Below are 17,162 nucleotides of genomic sequence, written 5' to 3'. Positions count from 1 at the left end.
GAGGTTAAACCCGCATTCAATGCCGTTTAGTTAAGGGGATTTCCTTCTTTTCATATACCTAAAAGTCCTTTTTTTGATTGACTTTGGCTGGGGAAACCTGATCATCCTGGTGGATTTTATCCTTTTCCTTTTTTCCATTGATGAAAAAAGAAAGAAAAAAATCCAGGCCGGTGGTATGCCTTTTAAAGTGGGACATGGATTTACCCTGCGACGTGGATCCGTCACCCATTTTAATTTCTACCCGATGGCTACGGCCTAAAAGTGAGTGGGGGTCGCTGTTCCACGACGCGAGCCAACTCCCTTTCTTAACGGCCTCCACCATCGGCTGGAAAACAGGCATACCAAGGGCCGGAATAAGGAAGCGATACCTTTTTTGGCTCAGGGGGCTTATAGTTCCGGCTCAACTTGGTTACTTAAGAAAATATACCACTACATGGAATAATGATGATAATTTATCCATAAGAAACTTATTAATCGGATCCGCATTGCAGGTATTGGGCGTTAAGAAATTAAATAGCGGGCGGGCAAGAAGGCAGGCTTGTTTGACGAAAAGCTGCCCAAAAAGAATGTTGGCTGCTAGAAAAGGAGGAGTTTGCCTGCATGAGGGGAGGTTTTAATTTTAGGCCAATAGCTGCACACCTGTGCGCCGTGGCGTAGCGGCGGGGTTTCCACCACCGGCGGACAGGTTTTGGTTACTTTGTGTGTCCTGAAGTTCGGGAAACCGGACATGCTATCCAACTGATGTCGAATAGGGCGTTACAACCCTTGGCACGACGGCTGGGACTGGATCAGGCAGACCAGTCAAATTCCCCTGATGGTGCTGCGCTTTCAAGGCTGTGGTACTGAGCGATCAGAAGGAATGCGTTTCGAAAAGCTGAACGAAAGTGAACCGTTCGATGAAGTGTCGTGAAAAATACTTCCTGTCAAAACCGGGGGCTAGAGTAACTTCCGGGACAAAATAGGCAGCGCAGACTGAGAGTTGGCCTATTGGCAGGCGGCATTAAGGCGGCAGGAGTTCGAAACAGGCGGTTGGATGGAACAGGAGAACCATCCCCTTTGATAGGGATGGGGCGGATCAGTCCGTAGTAGTGTTGAAAGCTCTGGAAACGGAGAAAGAGCGAAGGGACTGAGGCAATCGGTTTTGAATAGTTCCACAACCTAAAAACTAGGGAAGATGGACTTGTTTGAAACAAAATCTGGAACATCAGATTTGATTGTCAAGAGCCGTATGACGGGAGACTGTCACGTACGGTTCTGAGAGAGGCTTGGGCATAGGGCCCAGGCCTACTCGACTTTGCCCTGAAGCAAAAAAGTAACAAAGGTAAAGGGATGAAAACCACCTAGGGATTTAGCTAGAAAAATAACTGCCCAAGGGAAAAATATAGAACCCATATTTTCCAGATACACACTAACTAAACGGCATTGAACCCGCATTATGCACTAACGTATCTATTGCGACCTGATCCGCCGCGGCGGACAAAATCAGTTGCTTCGCTGCTGTTTTCGATTGCACCATCCGCCGCGGCGGATGATTCAATCTCCAAACAACCTGATTTTTTGTAGTTTCAGCTCTCATAACGATTCCTAATACATAAAGCGGGTTAAATAAGGTGATAATGTTAAGCAAAACTTGAGAAGCAGATATGCAGGTTTATGGACGGTTTGCGAAATATGCCTGAAGCAAATGATGCTGAAAATCGTAAGGGTGGTTTTAACTTGTTACCACCTATGAAGGAGTATGGAATGGTCGTGAAACAGCTTGATTATTGGTTGGCATCTGTTTAATTATTGTAATAATTATAAACGACACTGATTTTGCCATATGGTGGACCTCCTCTTCAGAAAGGAGTTGTTAACACTTTAATTGTTTAGAGGTATAAAGGGGAGTGAATTACCATTTTATTGTTTGTTTTTTAATGATTTAGTCAGCTTTTGGTCTGTTATTTAAATATTCTGATGCCTAATTTTGTATTTATATCTTTTTGAATTAAAAAATAAATAGCCAACATCCCCATGAATGTGATTCTTTTGTTGGAAGTAAAGAACCATTATTTCGACTGAAAATAACTAATACCATGGAAAAATTTAAAACAAGGCAAGAAATGGCAAACGAATTTGGTGTATCGACTAAAACTTTTTGTAGGTGGCTAAAAAGAGAGGGGGTGTTATTATCAAAAGGTTTGATTTCTATAAAAGATCAAGAGGAAATTTATACTTTATTTGGAAAGCCTTATGATCAAAAGTAGTGCACGAGATTGTTTTTATCTGCTTAACCATATCTGAGTTTCATTAATAACAATTTAGCCAATGAGAAGTCCCTCAGTCATGTTGGTAACATTTTGGGTCTATCGGATAATCTTTGGATCAATGGCTACTAAAAGCCTTATTCAATTGCCCAGAGAGTTTATTTTGTCGGCCAAGTCACTACGAATTTATAATGTCCATTGTAAACCAAACGGAATAAACCTATGAAAAGGATTTTTATTTTATTAATAGTGGTTTTCTGTTCATTTTGTAAATCAGAACCCTACGAAAGGGTTTTGGAAAAATCAGGGAACAATAAGGAAGAACTAGAAAAGATCCTCCATTATTATAAAGATGCCGAAGACAAAGAGAAATTGAAAGCTGCGAAATTTCTTATCGGAAATATGGAAGGGAAGTACTGGTTTGGTGGAGAAGAAAAGGAGAAATATAAGCCTCTTTTTGATACCATTCAGCACCTATGGGAGGCCGGAAAACACGTTAACTTTGATTATAAAAAAAGTTTGGGAAAATATTGGGATTCATTAAAGCAAGCCATGGGGAATCCCCGTATTGAATACACTCAAGTTTTTTTTGATCTGCATAATTTAGATGCTGATTTTGTAATTGATCATATCGATCAGGCATTTATCGCAAGGGAGACATTACCATGGTGCCAGAACCTTTCCTTTGAGGATTTTTGCGACTATGTTCTTCCTTACAGAATTGGAACAGAAGTTCCGGAAAACTGGAGGATATCCTTATGGGATAAATGGCAGACATTGAGGGATACGATTACCGAACCTAATCGAATGAAATTGGCAAAAATAATCAATGACCATAACGCTTACAAAATGCATCATATGGGATTGTTTTGGAGCTATCCATTCGATATGACTGCTTCCGAATTCGAGCGGGTTCGTTTAGGAAGTTGTAAACACAGTGTATTTTATACAGCAATGGCCATGAGGGCAAACGGTCTCCCTGTTGGAGTGGACTTTGTGCCGCAATGGGCGGGATCAAATGCAGGGCATGAATGGAATGTTTTGCTCCTTGAGGATGATACTTTTTATCCTTTTGATGCCGTAAACAAGGGATTTGCACTGGATTTATCCTTTAGGAAGGTGGCAAAAGTATTCAGGAAAACTTTTATATACCAAACCCCAGGGCTTAGCTGGCAGAAATGGCAGAAGTTGCCTCCGGAATTTCAGGATTTTTATAGAATTGACGTGACCCACGATTATGTACGGACGTTTGATGTTGATATTCCGTTGATAACTTCGGTCGATATAGACCAACCTGTCTTTCTGGCCACTTATAATAATCAGGATTGGGTGCCTCAATATTGGGGTGAGGTGAAAGGTAAAAAGGTCTTTTTTCGAAATATGGGAGGAGGAATCGTATATATTTTGCAGAGGTATAATAATGGATTATACGAGCAAATTAGCGAACCGTTCCTATTGGACACACTGGGAAATATTGTTGACCTAGAAGCAAATACTCAGGATTTAAAAGATATGAAAATCACCAGAAAATATCCCTTGACTTCTTACATGAAGGGAATTATGGGATTCGTAATTGGAAACAGAATACAAGGGGCAAACAAAAGGAACTTTTCTGATTCTACCACCTTTTTTAGCATCAATAAAACTCCTGAGAAGATAGAAACGAAATATGTTGATGATAAAAGCCATTATCGATATGTAAGGATGTGGATACCTGAAGGAGGTCGCGGTGATATGTCTGAATTGGAATTTTATGGGATGGATGAACAGACTGGGGACACTGTAAAACTTGAAGGAAAAGTAATAGGGGATCCAAATGGTGATATCTCTGGTAATCGTTTTTTTTCATACCCTTTTGATGGAGATTTATTGACCTATTTTATGAGGCCTCGGAAAATGGAACCTTGGGTGGGATTGGATTTGGGTAGTCCCCAACGAATTGTAAAAGTAAGATACTGTCCAAGAAGTGATACCAATTTTATAGAAGTTGGAGACACTTATGAATTGTTTTATTGGAAAGAAAAATGGGTGAGTATGGGGCAAATAACGGCAAGCCAACAGGAACTTTATTATGAACAGGTACCTTCCCAAGGATTGTATATACTAAGGAACCTGACTAAAGGGAAGGAAGAGAGAATATTTACATATGCCATGGGAGAGCAGCTATGGTGGTAAAATAGGGTCGATCTATTGAACAGGAGAACTGAAATAACCAGGACAATTTTACTGAAAGAATGACCAAAGTTGTGGAATAATGAGACCTCATAATGTTTTTTTATTTCACATGATTTTCTAGGGAAATCAATAGAAAGATTTAGTAAATAACATGTTCGTGTCCTGTTTTGGGCTAAAATGTCCTAAAATGTACCATTTTGTTACTGAACGATTTACTAATTTTGGAAATAGATAATATAATAAACATTAAAATTTTCACTTTTATGAAAAACAATCAAAAAATCACTAAAAGACTGCGTTGGGCAGTTGCTGGAGTATTCGGGCTGATGCTGGTATTGAATGTGGTGGTAAGTCTTGACTTTGAAGAGGATGAACTGTTGCCTTCATTGACACTTAAAGAATTAGGTAATAAGGCGTATGCTCAAGGAGAATATGCTGGCTGGTCTAATTTTGTTCAGGGACAGGGGTTTTATAAGGATGAAAGAGAGGAAGGAAGGACTTGTCCAACAGAATATACAACATATACTTTTTCAGGTTTCTCATATGGTAACGTGAGTGTTGGTACAGAAGATTATACATCAGTGACAAATCCTCCAGGTAGAGAAGAAATTTTATGTGTAAGTGGAGATGAAAATTGTACTAGCGCTGGATGCTAATTATTAATGGTTGGTTTCATTTTTCCTTGGATGAAACCAACCAACTTTATTTTATTATTCTATTATGAAGTACTGTTTTATTATTTTTATTTTGATAGGTCTTCTTGGTTGCTCCCGAAAGAAAGAAACCAATGAACGATATTCTGATGAACAAATTTCCTCTCTTCATCTGGAGAAAACAAGGGTTTTGGTATCCGAAAAGGATTCTTTGATACGGATAGATCTTAATCAATTTTATGGAAAAAAGAATTTCGATTTTCAATCCTTGGTGAAGGAGGTTCGTCTGGTACCTTTGGAAACTATTGAGGAGAGCTTGGTAGATGTGATTTATAAGGTATTACCTACAGCAACCAATATTTATGTATATGATAGGTATAAGGGAGGAGGTATCGTTATTTTTGACCAGAAAGGTAAATTTGTTAAAAGAATCCCAAATGGTCAAGGGCCTGGTGAGTTGAGTCGCTTGTACGATATTGATTTTGATGAGGAAAACGATCAGTTGATCGCCTATGAACATTCCTTTTTGTCCTTTTATAAACCAGATGGTGAATTCATCCGGCAAGAGCGTTTACCCTTTGGCTTTTACAATATTGTGGCCACACCAAATGGCTATTTGATTAGTACTTTGCCAGATCAAGGCAACGGACATTTTGGAGAGCTTAAGGATTTTACTTTTTGGGTGACAGACAAAAATTTCAAGGTCGTTTCAGTAGCATTACCAAGTTTTTATAATAATATTCATTATAGTTGGTATCGATACCTTTACAAAAATCAAAAAATAATGGTTACACAAAAATTCAACGATACTATCTACCAGTATGAATCAGAGGCAAATCGGCTTCAAGCAAAATACTTACTAGATTTTCAGGACAAAAAACTTCCGCAGCGTTATTTGGAAGGGAATTATGAGAAGTTTAAACGTACATTAAAAAACAATGATTATTACTTTTTTATTGGAGAATATCTGGACATAGGTGAGTTTCAGGTGATCTACCTGGAGAATTGGTATAATAACCTAAGGCCTATAATTTATAGAAATAAAAAGTCTGGTAATTTGGTCGGGGGAACGCATGGGGATATTAAGATTTCAGAATTACCTCCTATTATTTTTCCAAAAAGTGCTTATGGTAATGAATTGATTTCTTGGTATATCCCTAATAAGGATTTTCCATTCAATACGCAAAGTAAGATGCTGTCCGAGACGGACAAGGCTAAGGTACGTGACCTGACCAAAGAGGACAATCCGGTACTGGTATTCTTTAGGCTAAATGATTTTTAGACCAGAATATATTAGCCTATTATTGTGCTCCGAAGCATGTGATAAAACAGATTTTTTCATGAAAAATATTTTTTATACAGTGATTTTCTTGTTTGCATTTGGATGTTCTGAGAAAAAGGAAAATATCGACCGATATACTGAAGAGCAGGTGTCTTCCCTTCACTTAGGGGAGACGAGGGTAATGCATACGGTTAGTGACTCCTTGGTCAGGGTGGACTTGAATCCCATATTGTCAAATAAAGTATTTGATTTTCAAAAGTTAGTAAAAAGCATTCGACTTGTACCCCTTGAAACTACTGAAAAGAGCCTAATTGGTCCCATATACAAAGTTTTAGCTACCGAATCACACATTTATATTTATGATAGATTTAAGGGCGGCGGATTGGTGGTGTTTGATAATGAGGGCAGGTTTATCAGAAGGGTTCCAAATGGTCAAGGGCCTGGGGAGCTGAGTCGCTTGTACGATATTGATTTTGATGAGGAAAACGATCAGTTGATCGCCTATGAACACTCGTTTTTGTCCTTTTATAAACCAGATGGTGAGTTCATCCGGCAGGAGCGTTTGCCCTTCGGCTTTTACAATATCGTGAGCATACCACAAGGCTACTTGATGTTTTCAACCTCGGGTGATGGAAATGAGCATATGAAGGGCTTTGAACAGTATAACTTTTGGGTTACGGACAAGAAGCTTAAAGTCAATGACGTGGCACTTCCAGGTCAATATGAATCGATTAAATATATTGCCTACCGTTATATTTTCAAAAATAAGGAGATAATGGTAAGCCAAAGGTTTAACGATACCATATACCAGTATAATGCAAAGGCAAATCGGCTTCACGCAAAATACTTGTTGGACTTTCAGGGTAAAAAACTTCCTGGGCGCTATTTGAAAGGGACTTATGAGGAGTTTAAACGTACAGTAAGAGATGATGATTATTTCTTTTTTATAGGAGAATATTTGGAGGCGGGTGGTTTTCAAATGTTTTGTTTAAGAAACTGGTACAGGGGCAGTATGACTATCGTTTATCGAGATAAAAACTCAGGTAACTTGGTAGGTGGGACCAAAGGAGGCTTTAGGATTGAAGATATGCCGGGCATGGCTCCTCCCCAAAGCACTTACAAAGAAGAGTTTATCTCTTGGTATATTCCCAGAAAGGATTTTCCTTTTAATACGAAAAGTAAGATGCTGTCCGAGACGGACAAGGCTAAGGTACGTGACCTGACCAAAGAGGACAATCCGGTACTGGTATTCTTTAGGCTAAATGATTTTTAGGAAATGAAGGAAAGGATGTTGTGGATAGCTTTGTTCCTTCTGCTGATGGGGCTAAACGGCGTTATGTTATATCGGTTTGTTAGCATGGATCGGTACAACGGATTTTTGGTTCAGCTTAATGAGCATCAAGAAAGTTTGTTGGCATCATATAAGTCAGGCCTTCAAGTATCTGCCGTTAATGGAGGCCAACAATTGGACTCCATTTGGGCTAAGGATTCTAAGGGCAGAATGATCCCTTTGGTGGACATTTTCGATCCGGGACAAGAGCACATACTGGTGTTTCGGTATTCGGAATCACATTGTGAGAGTTGTATCACTGCCTCATTAAGTGTTCTTAAGGAATGGCAGAGTAAGTTGGGGAATTCAAATTTGGTTTTATTGGGTGACTTTAGCAACAATAAAATCTACCGAAAAGAACTGGACATGTATCAATTGGAAAGTGTCAGGGCATATAATGTCCCCCGATTCAATTTACCTGCAGAAAACCTAGGGTTTCCCTATTTTATGGTCTTGGATCAAGAAGGGAGGACTTCAAATGTTTTTTTGCCTGAAAAAGGCACTCCTGACATAACCCGTCATTATTTAGAAGGTATGGCAAGAAAATTTGGCGATGTTTTAGCTCAATAAAATGCTCACTCAATGGACTAAGAACCGGTTTTTTACAAGGATACAGCAAAGTTTTGTGATAGTATTTTTTATGCTTTTTCCATTTATTCAGTTGGGTACCAATTCCATATTAGAGAGTATCTGTCAGTCCTTATTGTTTATAGTATTGTCGGGTGTTGTTTCGTGTGGCATATTGGTTTTAGGCGCAGTGAGATGGAGGAAGGTTACGAATATGGAAACGTTGCTTATTGGTATAATAGCTTATGTTCTTTTGGTTACTTGGCTTTTTCGTTCTGTTCAGGTACTTTCGTATAGAATGTATGATTTGGCTGCTTTGGTCATAGTTTTTGTAGTGATAAGGCAGTGTGCTCTGAGGAATGTTTTCGGTTTATTGTTTTTTGCAATTACGTTCTCAGGTCTGGCTCAGGTAATTTACGGAGAGTTACAGCTTTACGGGATATATCCTTCATTGCATTCGGGATTTCCAGTTACGGGCAGCTTCTTTAATCCTGGACCGTATTCCGGCTATCTAGCGGTGGTTTTTCCTGTTGCCTTGGGGGGGTATTTACTGACAAAAAAGGAAGCTGTACCAGCTCATACCAAACTCGATTTTACTAAAAAAATGGGATCAGTGATCAAGTACCTATCTCTGGTTACAATGTTGGGTATCCTCTTGGTGCTTTCGGTAACGCATTCCCGTGCAGCTTGGTTGGCGGTGATCGTATCTTCGGTTTTTCTGTTTTCTTTTTGCTATGAATGGTATGCGAAGGTACGAGCTTGGCTGGGCAAAGGCCTAAAAAGGGTATTGTTCCTTTTTGTACTTGGGGTAGTGTGTGTAGGAGTCTTGACCGGACTGTACTTTCTCAAGAAAGATTCTGCGGACGGTAGGTTGTTGATTTGGAAGGTTTCTGGACAATTGATAAAGGAGCAGCCGCTTTTTGGAATTGGCTTTGATCGTTTTAGAGCGGGATATATGGAGGCTCAGGCAGCGTATTTCAGACAAAACCCAGGTGATCCATCTATTCCGCTGGCAGACGATGTGGTATATGCCTTTAATGAGGGAATACAGCTTTTGGTGGAGCAGGGAATGGTGGGGTTCGTTTTGGTTTTGGCATTATTATTTGTCAGTTTTCGTATTAAGGGTAGCAGGGAAAAGCCAGAAATTTGGATCGCCAAGACCGGGTTGATCTCGCTGCTGGTCTTTGGGATGTTTTCCTATCCTTCACATATCCTACCGATCAAGCTTTGTGGGGTTGTTTACTTGGCCATCCTTGCTGGGTATAGTAAAACTTTATGTACAATCCCTGAATTTTCTAAGCGCATAAAATGGGGAGTTAGTGGTGCCTTTATGGTGCTTACCATTGGCCTTATTTTGCATACATACCGTTTCTATCAAGCATCAAAGGAGTGGCAAGACGCATTGATAAGTTATGAGAAAGGGGAGTATAGAGCATCCTTGGGCCAGTATGAGAAGGCATGGGCAATATTTGCACATGACGGGGCGTTTTTATGCAATTATGGCAAGGCACTTTCAGTGGCCGGAGACCATACCAAAGCCGTGACAATATTAAAGGAGGCTGAGAATTATTTAAACAATACCATTATTCAGACAGCTCTGGGAGATAGTTACCAGGCCTTGGGCAGGTATGCTAAGGCAGAGGCAGCTTATCAACTGGGAGCAGATATGTTGCCAGACCGATTTTACTCCAAATATCTGCTGGTCAAGCTGTATCATAAAATGGGAGAAGAGAGAAAAATGAGTGTCCTTGCAACTTACCTACTGGAAAAAGAACCAAAAGTCCCAAGTCAAGCGGTAGAGGAAATAAAGCAGGAAATGCGGCTTTTACTTGATTGAAGTCAGGCCAAAAATGGCCAAAAAGTTTGCTAATGGACGAACTACTGTCTATTGATCAAACAATACATGCTGAATGTGCTTATAATTCGTCAAAAAATCTTTGTTATGACACAGCCCTTAGAAAGAAGCTGCCTTTAGCCTTTTTATTGTCAGAATTGGTTCCATAAGAACCAAAAAATCTGGTTAAGTTCTAATTCCCATTAAATAAGTTCATTCACAAACCTTCCATTTAATACTTGAATTTCAGCAATGTGCTTTTTGAGATCTTTTTTTATAATCTTCTTTTTATTACCAAGTGAATTATAAATGGTTTTAAGATGAAGTACAACCTCGCTGCTTTTATCCTTGATTTCAACATGCATTGCTGCCAATTTATACTCCCTGCTCAATATATGATAGGCGTCCTTTTGCTCATCACTGGAAAATAGTCTTTAGTAGTAGTAGGCTTCCTTCTTATTTTGGATTTCTTCCCCATATTTATTGAGGAGGGTAAGGTCTTGGGCCTGGACTCCCACTGTGAGAATCAAAAGGTGGCAAAGAATGTATAGCAAAACGTTATTTAACATCACTCACAAACGGATGTTTACTATAATAATATAGCTGAGCTTTTGTTAGGCTACAAAGAATTTGCTACGCATTAATGGTTGTGGAGCCTTTTGGGAAGAATACTTTTTACTCCTAAAATTAACAAGATAGTAACTGAAACTCGTGCCGATTAATTTTATGGCCAAAATATAAATCTTATTTTTGTTCACTGAACAGTTTTTAAACCAATAATTGGAAACTCATTTTACCATGGGCTGGTCATAGATGGCCTTCCAATCAACCTAATAAACATGAAAAATACCAATCCAACACAAACAGCAGCTTGGAAAAAGCTTTCCCAGCTGGCTGCCCAGAAAAAATCACAAACCATCCAATCACTTTTTGCTGATAGCAGTAGATTTGATAAATACTCCACCCATTTTGAGGATATTTTGGTGGATTACTCTAAAAACAGGATAGATGACGAAGTGTTGGTCACGCTTTTTGAATTGGCCAATGAGATTGACCTGAAGTCAGCCATCGAGGCGATGTTTACGGGAGCCCATATCAATCAAACGGAAGACCGTGCAGTCCTCCATACCGCTTTAAGAAACCGCAGCAACACCCCGGTGGAGGTAGATGGTAAAGATGTAATGCCAGAGGTCAATGCTGTATTGGCACAGATGAAGACCTTTGCGGACAAAATCAACAATGGCGAATGGAAAGGCTTTAGCGGAAAGCCTATCAAATCACTGGTAAATATCGGAATCGGAGGAAGCGACCTCGGTCCGGTAATGGTGACAGAAGCATTGAAGCCTTATCAAAAAGAAAGTTTGGATATCCATTTTGTCTCCAATGTGGATGGCACGCACATGGCCGAAACCCTAAAGAAAGTAGATCCGGAGACCACGCTTTTCTTCATCGCATCCAAGACGTTTACGACACAGGAAACCATGACCAATGCCCATTCTGCCAGGTCTTGGTTCTTGGATCATGCCAAGGACGAAGCAGCAGTTGCCAAGCATTTTGTGGCCCTTTCCACCAATGCTGAGGCGGTTTCTGCATTTGGAATTGATACGGACAATATGTTTGCTTTCTGGGATTGGGTAGGGGGAAGATACTCCCTATGGTCTGCTATTGGACTGCCGATTGCCTGTGCCATAGGTTTTGACAATTTTGAGAAGCTATTGGAAGGTGCCCACGCTGTGGACAAGCATTTTAGGGGGACTGACTTTGAGTCTAATATCCCGGTAATCCTGGCCTTGATCGGAATTTGGAATACCAATTTCCTAGGGGCGGCATCTGAGGCGATATTGCCGTACGACCAGTACTTGCACCGATTTGCCGCTTATTTCCAGCAAGGCAATATGGAAAGCAACGGAAAGTATGTATCACGAAACGGCGAGAAAGTGGACTATACTACCGGTCCCATCATTTGGGGTGAGCCCGGTACGAATGGCCAACATGCCTTTTACCAATTGATCCACCAAGGAACCCATTTGATTCCTTGTGACTTTATCGCCCCGGCTATTTCCCATAATCCTGTAGGCGATCACCACCCAAAGTTACTTTCCAATTTCTTTGCGCAAACAGAAGCCTTAATGAACGGAAAGTCACTGGAGGAGGTAAAGGAAGAACTTGCCCAATCTGGAAAATCTGAAGCCGAAATTGCCAAATTGGCTCCACATAAAGTGTTTGAGGGCAACCGTCCTACGAATTCGATCTTGGTCAAAAAAGTGGATCCCTATACCTTGGGAGCACTTGTGGCAATGTACGAGCATAAAATATTTGTGCAGGGGGTGATCTGGAACATCTTCAGCTTTGACCAATGGGGCGTGGAGCTTGGGAAAGTTCTGGCAAAGAAAATCCTTCCCGAGTTGGAAGGTGATGAAAAAGTCACTTCCCATGATGCCTCTACCAATGGCCTGATCAATGCTTTCAAAACGATGAGATAGGAAGGATTAAATTGAATACGATTTAAGGCCCGGCTTATTGCCGGGCTTTTTACTTTTTTACCTTTATGGTTCCAACATAAAATTGACTTTACATGCTCATCACCAACGCCTACGAAAACAACCTTAAAAATATATCATTGAAAATCCCCGAACACCAGCTGATTGTCGTGACGGGACTTTCTGGATCGGGAAAATCATCTTTGGCCATGGGGGTGATAGCCAATGAAGGGTATCGGTATTTTCTGGAAGGACTTCCTGCATATAATCAGCAGAATGCCCAAGCAATCCCTACTGCTTCCGTGGACGAAATAGTAGCACTTCCCCCAGTAATCAAGGTCGAACAGTCCAAGCGTTTCCAATCCATTAATGCTACATTTGGAACCCTTTCGGAATTGACTCCACTGTTTCGCGTATTATTTGCACGCTATGCCGGGGAAGAAGCGATGAGCAAGTCACTTTTTTCGTTTAACCACCCCAAAGGGGCTTGTGAAAAATGCCGGGGCATTGGTGAGGCAGAGTACATTGATATCGATAAACTGGTGGGGGACGAAAACAAAACCTTGCGGGAAGGAGCCATCACCACCACCTTGCCCAATGGCTATATTGTCTATTCCCAAGTGACTGTGGAGGAATTGAATAAAGTATGTGCGGCGCATGGCTTTTCGGTAGATGTGCCTTGGAAGGAGCTGAGCAAAGAGCAACAAGAGGTCATCCTGTACGGCAGCGACCGTATAAAAGTCTTTTACGGCAAACACAGTTTGGAGTCACGTCTTAGGTGGGAGGGATTCAAGGCCAAACCGAGAGAGGAGGGCTATTACAGAGGAATAATTCCAATCATGTCCGACATCCTGAGGCTCGACAGAAATGTCAGTATCCTTCGCTTCGTGAGCGCTAAGCTATGCCCGAGTTGCAAAGGGGCACGGATAAAGGCCGAACATCTGAAATATCGGTGGAAGGAACTAAACTTCCATGATTGGATGGACCTTTCTCTACAGGCACTGTATGACCGGCTTCAGGTAGTAACCTTATCCGGTGGAGAAAAGGTACTGGTCGATAAGCTATGCACCCAGTTGCTAGACCTTATCCGCTTGGGAATGGGGCACTATCAGTTGAGCACCTCCAGTATGGACATCTCCTCGGGTGATGCCCAACGTATCAAACTGATCAAACAGGTCAATAGTAACCTACAGGGGATCTTATATGTTTTTGATGAGCCCTCAATCGGATTGCCGACGTCCTATCAGCTGCACCTCCGTCATATCTTTGATCGATTGATTCGGGGGGGAAACACCGTGATGGTGGTGGAACATGATTTGAACTTTATTCAATCGGCAGATTGGATCGTGGAACTGGGGCCAAAAGCAGGAATAGAAGGAGGCGAAGTCATTTTTAACGGTACCACCAAGGAATTTTTACAGGCAGAAGGACTTGAAAGTCCAACATTGACTGCTATTCAAGATAATGGTAGCCAGAGCGATCAAGTGGATCACCTACCGGAGGCCAGTTTTCAGCCTACGGCCAAAACCTTGACCGTGGTCAGTAGAAAAACAAGTTTGGTACTTGAGCGGATTTCAACATACGCAGAAGAACATGAACTGAATACCCTTACGGTGACGGATCAGCCGATTGGGAAAACACCGCGGAGCAATCCATCCACCTATACTGGGCTGGCCGATAAAATCCGGGATTTGCTGGCAAAAACCCCTGAGGCTAAGGCCTTGAAATTGACAAAAGGTGCTTTTTCCTTTAACAATAAAACCGGTCGCTGTCCCAACTGTGAAGGTGCGGGGGTGATTACGCTCTCCATGAGCGTGATGGGCCATATCAACCAAGTTTGTCCTGTATGTCAAGGTAAGCGGTTTAAGCCTGATGTGCTAAAGATACATTGGAACCGGAAGAATATTGCCGAAATCTATAACCTGAGCATCAAGGAAGCAAGGGATTTTTTCGCAGAAGAAAAGAAATTGGCGAAGATATTGGAACTGATGCTCCAACTGGGATTGGGATACGTTAAGCTGGGGCAGCCTTCCAATACATTGTCCGGCGGTGAAGCACAGCGAATCAAGTTGACGAAGCATTTTGCGAAGCCTTCCAAAAATGCCATTTTGCTTTTGGAGGAGCCGAGCATCGGACTCCATCAGCAGAATGTGCAGCAACTGATGGATGCCCTGAACCAGCTCAAAAAGCAAACGGCAGGGATTGTGTGTTTCGAAAACCATTCCCTTTTCCAATCCGAATGTGATGTATTGGTGGATAATGCCTTACGGCCTCAGTTGTCCGAAGCGAAGCTGCCTGCGATACAGGACCAAGATGTCATCGTCATCAGGGGAGCTCGTACCCATGCCCTTAAAGACATCAGTCTGGAATTTCCCAAGGAGCATTTTTCAGTGGTCACGGGGATTTCCGGATCGGGAAAATCTTCCTTGGTCATTGATACCTTGCATGGCTATGGCTTACAGGAAATGACCAAGCAATTTTCTAGCTATCAGCAATCGAGAGTGGGCGTTGATTTTCAGTTGGAAGTGGATAATATTGAAGGCCTTACCCCGAGTATTTGCATTACCCGAAAGGAGAAGAACTTTTCCGAGCGTTCGGACATTGCCCAACAAACGGATTTTGATAAAACCCTGCGTTTTGCATTTTCCAGAAAGGCCCAATATACTGGGCTGGAGTGGTCGGCAAGTCACTTTTCCAGTAACCATGAATTGGGCAAATGCGTGGTCTGTGATGGAATGGGTCAGGAGTTGATTCCTGATGTGGATAAGATCGTCTTGGAGGATAACCTCAGTATTGCTGAAGGGCTTTTAGCGCATAACAAAGGATTGGCCTATTATGGCCAGGCAGGTGGACAGTATATGGCCGTTTTGGAGGAAGTAGGCAAGGAGTACGGTTTTGATCTAAATACCCCATTCAGGGATTTGACTTCTGTTCAAAAAGAAGTGATTTTCAAAGGAGTGGAAGGTAAAATCTGGGAAGCGACCTGGAAGTTTAAGACCAAAACCCGTGAAGGCACCCAGCAGGTGAAGATGAAGTGGGCAGGGCTATTCAAATACCTGATGGACGAGTATTATTTGACGCGGAAGAACAAGCACCAACCACTCAAATCGCTGCTTTCATACGCCAAATGCAGCCATTGCCACGGCAGTGGACTCAAAACGGAACGGCTGGAGGTACGGATTGGAAATAAGTCCATCCATGCACTGAAATCAATGGATTTCAATGCACTTGACCGCTGGTTAAATTCGTCGGAAACTACTGAACAGGTCGATCAACAGCTGATCGAAAGCATCAGGGCACATTTGGCCAATACGCTTAAACGGGCAAGCCAACTACATATCGATCACCTTCAGCTCAACCGAAAATCGACGACCTTAAGCGGGGGAGAACAGCAGCGGGTGGCCCTGATCAAGCAGCTCAATAGTCCACTAAAGGGAATTACCTATCTGTTGGACGAGCCATCTGCTGGCTTATCAGCAGAGAATATTCCGGATCTTGTGCAATTGCTGAAGGAGTTGGCAGACAAGGGAAATACTGTAATCGCGATCGAGCACAACAAGGAAATCATGATGGCAGCGGATAATTTGGTGGAGATTGGCCCAAAAGCCGGAAAACATGGGGGATATGTTACCTTTAATGGAAGTCCTGAGGCATTTCTGAAAAAGCCGGATTGCCATCCATTTTTAAAGCAACCTACCAAGCCGATTGCCTTGGAAGCAGGGAAGGAGGCGATATCATTACGGCAACTGGCCAAGCATACGTTGGTCAAGGAAGCATTTGATGTGCCTGTAGGTGGTATTACGGCCATTACAGGAAAATCGGGGATCGGAAAGACTACTTTGGTAAAGGATATCTTGATTCCAAGTATCGAACAGGGACATGCGGTGAATTGTGCCAGTATTACATGGCCAAAGTCCTATAGTGGAGCCCAGTATTTTGAGCCGAAAAAGCTACAAGCTTATAACAGTACCTTATTGGTGGCCTATTTGGATTTGCTAAAAGACATTACCAAAATTTTCGCAACGAAAACTGGCTTGAAGGCGAGGGACTTTTCCTATAAAAACAAAGCCAGCCAATGTCCCAACTGCAAGGGAACAGGAACAGTATCTACCAGTCTGGATGTGGCCGCCAATCATATCGAAACGTGTGAGGTTTGTCATGGTCAGCGGTACCAAGCATCTTTGTTAAAATACCGCGTAGGAGGACTCCATATTGCAGAAGTGCTGGCCTTGTCCATTGGTGAATCACATCGCTGGCTGGCCGATCAGCAGTTGGCCCCAGCGCGGTTATCCTTTCTCGAGAAATTGGAAAGTATTGGATTGGGGCACCTAAATTTGGACCAAGCGGTAAAATCCCTCTCCTCCGGAGAAAAGCAGCGGTTGCTCTTGCTCAATTGGATAAAGCAAAGAAAACAGGGACAGCTTTTGGTTTTGGATGAGCCCAGTACGGGTTTACACTATGCGGATATTGACCTGCTATTTGATATCCTTCAAGACCTTAGCAAAGGAAATGATCTCCTGGTGATCGATCATAATCCGTACTTATTGGAAAAAATTGGGGTGGGAATGGTGATGGAGTGATTATGGTGGAGGAAA

11 protein-coding genes are annotated in these 17,162 nt (G+C 41.9%); 9 read left to right on the top strand and 2 right to left on the bottom strand.

Annotated elements, in window-relative coordinates; genetic code table 11:
* Positions 1 to 58: 58 nt before the first annotated feature.
* Positions 59 to 340: a hypothetical protein gene (locus tag FDP09_RS19630; RefSeq protein ID WP_137404283.1), complete on the bottom strand. Its 282-nt coding sequence runs from the start codon at positions 338 to 340 to the stop codon at positions 59 to 61.
* A 1,735-nt stretch (positions 341 to 2,075) separates the two neighbouring features.
* Here FDP09_RS19630 and FDP09_RS23865 point away from each other — a divergent pair.
* The 7 genes from FDP09_RS23865 (at position 2,076) to FDP09_RS19600 (ending at position 10,090) form a co-directional block, all read left to right on the top strand.
* Positions 2,076 to 2,246 carry a helix-turn-helix domain-containing protein gene (locus FDP09_RS23865; RefSeq protein ID WP_187328719.1) on the top strand — a complete coding sequence of 57 codons (171 nt, stop codon included), beginning with the start codon at positions 2,076 to 2,078 and terminating at the stop codon, positions 2,244 to 2,246.
* 222 nt (positions 2,247 to 2,468) lie between these two features.
* A complete protein-coding gene (locus FDP09_RS19625; RefSeq protein WP_137404282.1) occupies positions 2,469 to 4,421 on the top strand; it encodes a transglutaminase-like domain-containing protein in 1,953 nt (650 codons plus the stop codon).
* A gap of 263 nt (positions 4,422 to 4,684) precedes the next feature.
* The gene (locus tag FDP09_RS19620; protein WP_137404281.1) at positions 4,685 to 5,077 is read left to right on the top strand and encodes a hypothetical protein; all 393 of its coding nucleotides are present in this window, start codon (positions 4,685 to 4,687) and stop codon (positions 5,075 to 5,077) included.
* A 64-nt stretch (positions 5,078 to 5,141) separates the two neighbouring features.
* Positions 5,142 to 6,356, top strand: a complete 1,215-nt coding sequence (locus FDP09_RS19615) for a 6-bladed beta-propeller (protein ID WP_137404280.1) — start codon at positions 5,142 to 5,144, stop codon at positions 6,354 to 6,356.
* A gap of 58 nt (positions 6,357 to 6,414) precedes the next feature.
* Entirely contained in the window at positions 6,415 to 7,629 is a 1,215-nt protein-coding gene (locus tag FDP09_RS19610) for a 6-bladed beta-propeller (RefSeq protein WP_187328718.1), read from the top strand.
* Positions 7,630 to 7,713: 84 nt separating this feature from the next.
* Positions 7,714 to 8,256, top strand: coding sequence for a hypothetical protein (locus FDP09_RS19605; RefSeq protein WP_137404278.1), 543 nt, complete (start codon positions 7,714 to 7,716; stop codon positions 8,254 to 8,256).
* Between the two features lie 610 nt (positions 8,257 to 8,866).
* Entirely contained in the window at positions 8,867 to 10,090 is a 1,224-nt protein-coding gene (locus tag FDP09_RS19600; RefSeq protein WP_187328717.1) for an O-antigen ligase family protein, read from the top strand.
* A gap of 431 nt (positions 10,091 to 10,521) precedes the next feature.
* Here the strand turns inward: FDP09_RS19600 and FDP09_RS24220 are convergent, their stop codons facing one another.
* Positions 10,522 to 10,656, bottom strand: a complete 135-nt coding sequence (locus FDP09_RS24220; RefSeq protein WP_262710631.1) for a hypothetical protein — start codon at positions 10,654 to 10,656, stop codon at positions 10,522 to 10,524.
* 270 nt (positions 10,657 to 10,926) lie between these two features.
* Between FDP09_RS24220 and pgi the strand changes: the two genes are divergently transcribed.
* A complete protein-coding gene (gene pgi / locus FDP09_RS19595; RefSeq protein WP_137404276.1) occupies positions 10,927 to 12,570 on the top strand; it encodes a glucose-6-phosphate isomerase in 1,644 nt (547 codons plus the stop codon).
* Between the two features lie 92 nt (positions 12,571 to 12,662).
* The gene (locus FDP09_RS19590) at positions 12,663 to 17,147 is read left to right on the top strand and encodes an AAA family ATPase (RefSeq protein ID WP_137404275.1); all 4,485 of its coding nucleotides are present in this window, start codon (positions 12,663 to 12,665) and stop codon (positions 17,145 to 17,147) included.
* Positions 17,148 to 17,162: the final 15 nt, after the last annotated feature.

The sequence above is a fragment of the Echinicola rosea genome (assembly GCF_005281475.1).
Classification (GTDB): Bacteria; Bacteroidota; Bacteroidia; order Cytophagales; family Cyclobacteriaceae; genus Echinicola; species Echinicola rosea.
The sequence above is the reverse complement of the archived record's forward strand: the minus strand, read 5'-3'. Positions and strand labels throughout refer to the sequence as shown.